The 9,064-nt window shown below is 62.6% G+C and carries 9 protein-coding genes; 5 read left to right on the forward strand and 4 right to left on the reverse strand.

The features are described from left to right. Positions 1-135: 135 nt before the first annotated feature. Entirely contained in the window at positions 136-1,017 is an 882-nt protein-coding gene (locus tag SO180_RS41365) for a VOC family protein (RefSeq protein WP_449384524.1), read from the reverse strand. Between the two features lie 24 nt (positions 1,018-1,041). Further along, a complete protein-coding gene (locus tag SO180_RS41370) occupies positions 1,042-1,509 on the reverse strand; it encodes a hypothetical protein (RefSeq protein WP_449384525.1) in 468 nt (155 codons plus the stop codon). 412 nt (positions 1,510-1,921) lie between these two features. Between SO180_RS41370 and SO180_RS41375 the strand changes: the two genes are divergently transcribed. Together SO180_RS41375 and SO180_RS41380 are read left to right on the forward strand one after the other, a co-directional pair. Then, complete coding sequence (locus SO180_RS41375) at positions 1,922-4,168, forward strand: TOMM precursor leader peptide-binding protein (RefSeq protein WP_449384526.1); 2,247 nt, start codon at positions 1,922-1,924, stop codon at positions 4,166-4,168. Positions 4,169-4,214: 46 nt separating this feature from the next. Beyond that, positions 4,215-5,630 (forward strand): SagB/ThcOx family dehydrogenase, encoded by a 1,416-nt coding sequence (locus SO180_RS41380; protein WP_449384527.1) that lies wholly within the window; start codon positions 4,215-4,217, stop codon positions 5,628-5,630. On the opposite strand, the gene SO180_RS41385 is transcribed toward SO180_RS41380, so the two are convergent. After that, positions 5,620-6,585 (reverse strand): VOC family protein, encoded by a 966-nt coding sequence (locus tag SO180_RS41385; protein ID WP_449384528.1) that lies wholly within the window; start codon positions 6,583-6,585, stop codon positions 5,620-5,622. The genes SO180_RS41380 and SO180_RS41385 overlap by 11 nt on opposite strands. Before the next feature lie 185 nt (positions 6,586-6,770). Here SO180_RS41385 and SO180_RS41390 point away from each other — a divergent pair, with 185 nt between their 5' ends. Further along, complete coding sequence (locus tag SO180_RS41390) at positions 6,771-7,637, forward strand: S1C family serine protease (protein WP_449384529.1); 867 nt, start codon at positions 6,771-6,773, stop codon at positions 7,635-7,637. Next, positions 7,634-7,999 carry a response regulator transcription factor gene (locus SO180_RS41395; protein WP_449384530.1) on the forward strand — a complete coding sequence of 122 codons (366 nt, stop codon included), beginning with the start codon at positions 7,634-7,636 and terminating at the stop codon, positions 7,997-7,999. The genes SO180_RS41390 and SO180_RS41395 overlap by 4 nt, the downstream gene beginning before the upstream one ends. 152 nt (positions 8,000-8,151) lie before the next feature. On the opposite strand, the gene SO180_RS41400 is transcribed toward SO180_RS41395, so the two are convergent. After that, positions 8,152-8,466 (reverse strand): DUF3551 domain-containing protein, encoded by a 315-nt coding sequence (locus tag SO180_RS41400; RefSeq protein WP_449384531.1) that lies wholly within the window; start codon positions 8,464-8,466, stop codon positions 8,152-8,154. 131 nt (positions 8,467-8,597) lie between these two features. Here SO180_RS41400 and SO180_RS41405 point away from each other — a divergent pair. Then, a partial coding sequence (locus SO180_RS41405; protein ID WP_449384532.1) for an IS701 family transposase occupies positions 8,598-9,064 on the forward strand: 467 nt, incomplete at its 3' end.

Genomic DNA, 9,064 nt, shown 5'->3' on the forward strand with positions numbered 1-9,064 from the left:
CGTACCGTGCGGATGATTTTATGACACAGTAAGACTAAAGCGCGATGAGATTAGGATGAATCGTCATCGCGCTTTAGTTTGTTGTTTAAGCATGATCTTTTCGGAAACCCGCTGCACACTTTTCCGGATCATGCTCTAGCGCTTCGTCTTGTGAAGCACCATCCTGCCTTTTGAAGCAATGCCACCCCACCTGGCAGACCAACCGACTTCCGAGGTGCGTCCGGTGCGCTTCTGATCCCAAGCACCCTGCAACGCAAATAGGGCGCCCTGGGAATCCGCACATCGCACGATCCAGCAACCATCGGGCAACTCGATCGGACCCTGGAGGACCCGGCCTCCGCCAGCGTTGACGCGCTGGGCGGCCGCGCCGATGTCGTCGACATTGAAGTAGTAGAGCCAACAGGGCTGCGATACGCTCGGAAGCTTGGTGAGCATGCCGCCGATCGTCTGCCCGGCCATCGAGAACAATTCATACACGTCTGCCGGATCGGCTTCAGCATGGGCCTTCTGCCAGCCGAGAAGCTCGCCGTAGAATGGAAAGATCTTGTTCCGGTCTTGAGCCAGCAACTCGTGCCAGCCTACGCGCCCGGGCTCGTCCAATCCGCTGGGTTGCCCTTGGCCATATGTCAGTTTAGTGACCAGCGCAAAATTCGCTCCTTGCGGATCGGCAACCACTGAAATTCGGCCGATATTGCTGTCGGTCGGCGATAACAGGATGGCGCCCCCAAGACGGCGGATCTGCGCGACCTTCGCATCCATGTCATCGACGGCGACGTAGCCGACCCATCTCGGCGTTGCGCCCAATCGCAGCCCCTCTTCGGGGAGCGCCATGAGCCCAGCTACCGGAGCATCGCCTGCGGTAAGCACCGTATAGAGGAGTTCCGGAGTCGACGCATCTTTCGCAGCCCAGCCGACGACGTTGCCATAAAAGGCACCCGCCGCCTGCATGTCCGTTGTCAGGAGTTCATACCAAGCGAAGCGTCCGAGTTGATCGACCAAGTTAATTTCCCCGTTCAATCGGGCAGACGATTGCGCACTGCATCAAGCCGCACCCGTTGCAATCCGCACAAGGCGCGAACGCTCAGTGCTTGATGAAAATGCGACGATTCCGTTCATGAAGATGAATGCGATCATTACATTTTGTGTATCCGTGGAATCTTGCCTGCCTTGTTCGCTCGGCGTAGGATCATGCTCACGGAGATCCTTCTTCCAACTTTGGAGGATGCGGCCATGCAGCGGGCAAAGCAAGCTTCGAAAAAGAAGCGAATGACCAAAGCCGCGGTACCGGCGCTCGGAGTAGCCGGTCTGACGTTTTCGCTGGCAGGAAGCGCGGCGGCGGCCGCCGTACCGACTGGCGATACACCACAACGACCTAACTTCACGCCGAACCACGTGACCTCGCTGAGCGAGGAAGAACTCGCCGACGTGAGCCTCGCCACCTTCCATCTCTTCGACGATCAAAGAACCTTCAGTGGCGTAATGCTTGCGCGGGGATGCGGTTGTGGCCACGGCTGCGGCGGCGCCAGAGGCTGCGGCGGTTGCAGAGGCTGCGGCGGATGCAGAGCCTGCAGATCTTGCCGCTGCGGCGTCGGTTGCGGTGGATGCGGCGGCTGCGGCGTTGGTTGGATAGGGGTCGGCTTGCCATGGGTGTCATGCGCAGGGTGCTGCGCATCGTGGGGCCGCTGCCGCTGGTGCTAGCTCTCCCTGACTGTGTATCGATGCATCGCGATTTCATTGGCCGGGCCGGCGAACGACCCGGCCAATTTGTTGTTTCCGTCGCGACGTTTGCCACGGCTTGCTGGTCAGCTTGCCGATGGCGGGCGAGTATGTTCCAACTTGTCCGCGCAATGCCAATCGCCGCGTTCGGCACGCAGGCCGGTCAGAGCCAGCGGTTGAGGAGCAGGATCAGCGTGCTGACCCGATGACAGTCAATGCCAAGAGCCGAGCTGCGAAGCAGCCCCGCAAGGGCGTTCTACGTTTCGCACCGAACTTCACCGCCTATCTGCTTCCTCCCGATGCGGTCTGTCTCTATTCCGAGAACCGCAAGTTCTTCCTGCACGGCGAGCTGTATTGTGCCGTGGCCGCGGCGATCGGAAAGAATGGAAAGGCCGCGCCGGAAATCGTTCGCCAGCTTTCGAAGAGTTTTCCCGCCGACCAGATTGAGGAAACGATCAGGCGGCTGTTGGAGCGCCGATACGTCGTGAGTGGACCACCCCGCGTATCCGCAGGCGCCGTCGATGGATATTGGGCGAGCCTCGGCCTGCCTGTCGAAGTCGCGGAGCAGAATCTGCGCAATTGTCCCGTGCGGGTGGAATCGATCGACGTCAAAGGCGCCCGGGAGCTGAGCGTGGCGTTGGGCCAGCTCGGCGTTCAAATCACCAAGCGTTCGCCCGAGCTCATCATCACTCTGGTCAACGATTATCTCGAGCGGCAGCTCGCCGAGGTGAACGGGAAGCGCGTGGCCGATGAAACGCCCTGGCTGCTGGTGCAGCCGTCCGGCGTGTTTCCGCTGGTGGGCCCCGTGTTCAAGCCGGGCGAGAGCGCCTGCTGGACCTGCTTGTTCGATCGCATGATCCGCAATCGGGAGATCAAGGGATTTCTCGAGCGCGGAGCGGCGCAAGCGGTCGCTGTATCACCCCTGGTGAGCGACACCGTGGGACAGACAGCCATCCACTTCGCTGCCGTTGAAATCGCGAAGGCAATCGCCTCGGGATTTCGTACCGATCTGAGCCAACACATCGCAAGCTTCGACCTGACTGGTGCCTCCATCGCCAAGCACTACGTCGCGCGGCGCCCGCAATGTCCGACCTGCGGCAGCAAGAAGCTGCAGAATCCGCGCCGGGCGTCAGCGCCGATCGAAATTGCGGAGGGCAGAAAGCTCGTGATGACCAGCGGCGGATACCGCACCGTGACGTCGCGAGCCACCGTGGCGCGGTTCCGCAAGCACGTCAGTCCGCTGACCGGCGTCGTTTCGCGGCTCGAGCGGATCGAGGCCGATCTGCCGATGAACACAAATTTTTTCGCCCACCACAATTTCTCTGCGCCAGCCTGGAACGTCGATCAGCTCAGATCCGGATTGAGCGGCGGCAGCTTCGGCAAGGGCTCCACCGCCGAGCAGGGCGAGGCCAGCGCGTTGATGGAAGCGATTGAGCGCTATTCCGGCATTTTCCAGGGTGACGAGATCAGGACGACGCGGCGCTTTACCGATTTCGCTCCCGGTGACGCCCTTCTTCCCAACGACGTCCAGCTTTTCAGCGACACGCAGTTTCAAAACAGGAATGCCCCGCAGCCGGACGATTCACATCCGGTTCCCGAGCCGTTCGATCCCTCGACCAAGACCGAGTGGTCGCCGGTCTGGTCGTTGCGCGACAAGCGCTGCAAGTATCTTCCGACGGGCCTGCTGTACTTTTTCTATGGCGGCTTCCACACGGATTCCAACGGGTGCGCGGCCGGCAACACCCGCGAGGAAGCCATCGTTCAAGGCTTCCTCGAACTGGTCGAACGCGATGCCTACGCCATCTGGTGGTACAATCGGCTGCAGCGTGCCGAAGTCGACCTCACGCAATTCGACGATTCCTATGTGCAGGATCTGCAAGCCCAGCTTGCCGATGTGGGGCGCAAGCTTTGGGTGCTCGACATCACCAGCGATCTCGGCATTCCCTCTTACGTGGCGATCACGCACTGGATGCAGAACGGACACGAAAATATCGAGTTCGGCTCCGGCTCGCATTTCGATCGCCGCATAGCGCTGCTGCGCTCCCTCACCGAGCTGACTCAGTTCATGTCAATTGGCATGATGGGCGGCGGAACCGGCGAGAAGCCAACGCTCGACGGTGTCACGCCGTTGCGACTTGACGACTATCCCTTCCTGATCCCCAGCGACGATCCGATCGTCCGGCCGACACCGAGCCTCAAGGTTCACGATAATACGAGCGACCAGGTCAATGCCTGCATCGAGATCGCCGTCGGCGCGGGTTATGATTTCCTCGTGCTTGACCAAACGCGGCCCGACGTCGAGGTTCCCGTCGTCAGAGTGCTCGTTCCGGGCTTGCGGCATTTCTATCGCCGCTTCGCGCCCGGTCGGCTTTACGATGTTCCGGTGAGGCTTGGATTATTGGATCGTCCGCGACTGGAAAGCGAACTCACTCCGTTCCTTCCCCACACCTGAAGGTTGGCTCGTCGTGCGCGCGCCCCGGAAAAGGCCGACCAGGAAGATGGCACCAGTCATCGCCGCCCGATTGAACGGTCGCTTTTCCCTTCATGTGCAGGCGGACGGAAGCATCGCCGCTGCCCTGGGCGGCTATTCAGTGAATCTGGGACAATTCAGCACGGCAGCGATCGACCGTGCGGGACATCTCGCCACGGGGCTGCCGCTCATTTCCTTTGCCGGCAAAAGTGTCCTCGCAAGGCAGGTTCATGCCCTGGTGCAGCGACTGGCACGGCACGGGCTTCTCGAATACCGCCTATCCTCTCCGCGTGAAGAGCAGGACCTCGTCATCATCGAGCCGCAGGTCGCCGAATACTGGCCGCAACGCGCAACACTGGGGAACGGTGATACCCTCGTGTTGTCGCGCTTCGCCTATCTGCGCCGACGCGGCAACGAGATGGTGCTGGAATCGCCGCGCGCCGGCGCGCTGTTTCGGATTTGCGATCCCGCAATCGCGGCCACCCTCGCGACCCTGTCGCGGCCTCAGAAGATCAGCAAGCTTCGCCGCCACACGGCCTCCTTGAACCTCGATCTGCTCGGATTGCTGCTCGACAGCCAGATGCTGATCAAGCTCGATGCGAAAGACGGCGACGGCCTTCGGGTGAATGAGGGCGACGGCAACCTCGTTCTCTGGGATTTCCACGATCTCGTGTTTCACACGCGGAGCACGGAGGGCCGGCATGCAAATCCCGTTGGCGGCACGTTCGCCCATGCGGGCCTCGTTCCACCACTGCCGGCGGTGCGTCCGCCTTGGCCCGGCAAGAAGATCGATCTCCGCAAATTCTCCACGCTTGAGCCGATCTCGCCCTTCGCGAAGCTGTTGCGCGAACGCCATTCAATACGAGATTTCGACGACCAGCACCCAATCACACTTGCCGAGCTCGCACAGTTTATCGACACCACGGCGCGCGTCCTGTCGGAATGGAAGAGCGGCGCAAATTTGGACGGCAGTCCTGAAGTTACCTACAGCACGAGGCCTTATCCATCGGCAGGCAGCGCTTACGAGCTGGAATTGTATCTGGCGGTCTCGAACTGCGAGGGGCTTGCACGCGGATTCTACCACTACGATGCGGGTGCTCACGCGCTGATAGCGATCGGCGCTTCCGCCCAGCAGCTCCAGGCGCTCTCGACGGCTGCCGCGTTTGCCATGGACGCACCCGGTCCCCCGCAGGTCCTGATCACGATCGCCGCGCGCTTTGGGCGCATCTCCTGGAAATACAGCTCAATCGCTTATTCGCTGATCCTGAAGGATGTTGGCGCCATGATCCAGACATTCTATCTGGCGGCGACGGATATGGGGCTTGGCGGCTGCGCCATCGGCACCAACAACATCGATCTGTTCGCGAAAATCACCGAGCTCGACTTTCATGTCGAGAGCCCGGTTGGTCAATTTGCACTCGGACGCGGCAAGGTCACACCCTGAGCAGCCGCACCCGCGTGCCCCAGGGATCGACGGCCTCGACGCCATTCGCAAGCGCCGTGACCGAAGCGCCCGCCTTGCGCAAGCTCTCCTCCTGGGCGGCGAGAATGTCCTGCTTCTCCGTCACCAGCGAAAACCAGGCGAGCCCGGTCGTGGTGTCGTCGCGGCGGCCGGCGCCCTGGCTCTGCCAGACATTCATGCCGAGATGGTGATGATAGCGGCCGGAAGAGAGGAACGCGGCGCCGTTGCGGCGGCGGGTCGGATCGAGGCCGACGTTGCCGTGATAAAAGCCTTCGGCCTGCGCGAGGTCGCCGACACGCAAATGCATGTGCCCGACGCGCATGCCCTCCGGCGCCTTGGCGTAATCGCTGACGCGGGTATTCGTGAGCGACAGCAGATCTGGAATGTTCAGCTCGTCGGCTGCCATCTTCACCGAGCCCTCGTTCCATTGCCATTGCGAAGGATCGCGGTCGGCATAAACTTCGATGCCGTTGCCTTCGGGATCGTCGAGATAGACGGATTCGCTGACGAGATGATCGGCAAAGCCCGACAGCGGCACGCGATGCGAGGCCGCGTGCACCAGCCAGCGCGCGAGATCCTTGCGTGTCGGCATCAGGAAGGCAGTGTGATAGAGACCGGCCGCGCTGCGCGGCTCGATCTCGGCATCGGTGCGCGCCTCCAGCACGAGCAGCGTCACGCCGCCGGCGCCGAGCTGCGCTGAACCCGCCGAGCGCTCCATCACCGTGAGCCCCAGCACGTCGCGATAGAAGTCGGCGACGGTGTCGAGATTCTTGACCCGCAGCATCACCATCCCGACGCGCATCGGCGTGCGGCTGGCATAGGTTGGCCCGACGCTGACCGGACTACCTTCGGCGCGCGCCCCAGCCGCGGCAGCCGCCGCGAGCGTGGTGGCACCGGCGAGGTGAAGCAGCGTGCGGCGGGTAAGGTCGATGGTCATCCGGGGTCTCTCAAAAATGCGTTGAGGCCGTGAGGCGCAATGGCTGGCCGATTGCTACACGTTCCCGTGACCTCCTCCCAATCACATGTTCGTCGGCCGGGACATTACGGAGCTTCCTGCCCATCAGACCAGTTTCCGGATCGCCCGCGGCATCCCAGATTTGGGACAACCGACAGGAGCTTCCTATGACCGACCCTACCCCCCTCGCCGCGCTCTCGTCAGCGCTTTCGGATGTGGTTACACGCACCTCGCCTTCGCTCGTCTCCGTTCACTCGCATCGGTTGCGCGCCTCAGGCTTTGCCTGGAAAGCGGGCCTCATCATCACGGCCGACGAGGCCCTGGCCGACGAGGGCGAGGTCGAGATCAGGCTTGCCGACGGCAGCACGCGGACGGCCACGATTGTCGGCCGTGACCACACCACCGACGTCGCGCTGCTGCGCGTCGATGCCGACATTCCGCCGATCAAGCTGATTTCCGCCGCCCCCGCTCTCGGTTCGCTCGCCGTCGTCGTCGCAGCCGACCGTGGCGCACCCACGGCATCTCTCGGCATGGTGTCGCTCGCGGGTCCGCGCTGGCGCAGCCTGCGCGGCGGCGACATCGAGGCGCGGATTGAGCTCGACGTGCGGCTGCGCCACAGCCATGAGGGCGGGCTCGTGCTGAATGCGCAAGCCCAGCCGTTCGGCATGGCGGTGCAGGGACCGCGGCGCGTGCTGGTGATCCCCTCCGCCACCATCGAGCGCGTCGCGGCGCAGCTCGAAACGCGTGGCAGGATCGCACGCGGCTATCTCGGGCTCGGCCTGCAACCGGTGCGGCTCGATGACGGCGTCGGCGCGATGGTGATGAATGTCGACAAGTCCGGGCCATCTGCCGCGGCGGGCATCAGGCAGGGCGACGTCATCGTGGCCGTCAATGACGAGAAGCTCGCTGGCGTGCGCGCGCTGTCGCGCTCACTCGGACCCGAGAGCGTAGGCTCGGTCGTCGACGTCGCAGTGCGCCGTGGCGGCGAGCCGGTGAGCTTCAAGGTCACGATCGGCGAGAGGCCGGAGGCGTGAGCGAGGACACGACGCAGGACATCACGATCGCGCTGGAAATCGGCGACCCAGCCCTAGCCGACCGACTGGCGTCGCTGCTTGGCAGCGTCGCCGGCCTGCGGCTCGTTGCGCCCGGAGATCCAGCCGCGGTGACCGTACACGACCGGCAGCCCTCGCCGGCCGATATCGAGCTGACGCCGCGCGAGCTCGAGGTGCTCGCGCTGATGGCAGAGGGCGCATCGAACAAGATGATCGCGCGCCAGCTCGGCATCTCCGTGCACACCGTCAAGTTCCACGTCGGCTCGCTGCTCGACAAGCTGGATGCCACCGGCCGCACCGACGCGGTCGCCCATGCCGCGCGGCGCGGCGTGATCAACCTTTAGCCTGGAGCATGATCCGTAAAAGTGTGCAGCGGTATTCCCTCGCGACAAACGCGGGACCCATTTGCGCGGAGATCATGCTCAAACAACAACCTAAAGCGCGATGACGATTCATCCTGATCTCATCGCGCTTTAGATTAGTAGACGCGGCCTTGTCATCGATGGACGCGGCCCGGTGACGTCTGATCCCCCTGCTGCCAATATGGGTTGGCGTAGCACGTAGCCGAGAGTCCCGACGCCGTCGCCCTGCATTGGTCCAATGATGTATAACCGCAGTAGATGGAGGTGGCACCGCTCTGCCCCCACTTCTGGAGGCAAACTGGGTAATTGGAGTCGTAGCGTTGAGCCGTGACCGGGGTGACGGCCAGGAACGTCGTGACCACGAGGATTGTCCAACGAAGCATGCGCATCGCAACCTCGTTCAAACCAGCGCTATTGAACAGGGCGCCGCTGACCCGCGCAAGATGCATTTCACCGCACTTCTGCTTCCTGGGAACAGCGGGGCCATCGCCTACTAATCTTACTGAGTCAGAAATCCACGGACCAAGCTGGGTGAGAATCGCATATTGAAGGAGATTCAACGCGAGATCGAGGATCTGAGATGGGTCGCCGAGGAAAGGGAACCAGCGAGACACGATTTGCGGCGTACGTCGACGGTCTTGTTGGCGTGATCGGACATGCTGATCGAGGGCGGCCGCTTCGGGATTATTGCACCGGGCTGTTGTTGCCCTGCGAACGCAAGAGTGTAGAGCCGATGGCGGCAGTGACGGCGCCGGAGCGGACGGCGGCCCAGCACCAATCGCTGCTGCACTTTGTCGGCGAGGGACGGTGGTCGGATGAGAAGGTTCTGTCCAAGGTGCGCGAGATGGTGCTGCCTGCCATCGAGCGTGCCGGGCCGATCGAAGCTTGGATCATCGACGACACCGCCTTTTCCAAGAAGGGAACGCATTCTGTGGGCGTAGCGCGGCAGTATTGCGGACAGCTTGGCAAGCAGGACAATTGTCAGGTCGCGGTGTCGCTGTCGGTCGCCAATCATCATGCCAGCCTGCCGGTGGCCTATCGGCTGTA

The sequence above is a fragment of the Bradyrhizobium sp. UFLA05-112 genome, from assembly GCF_053572325.1.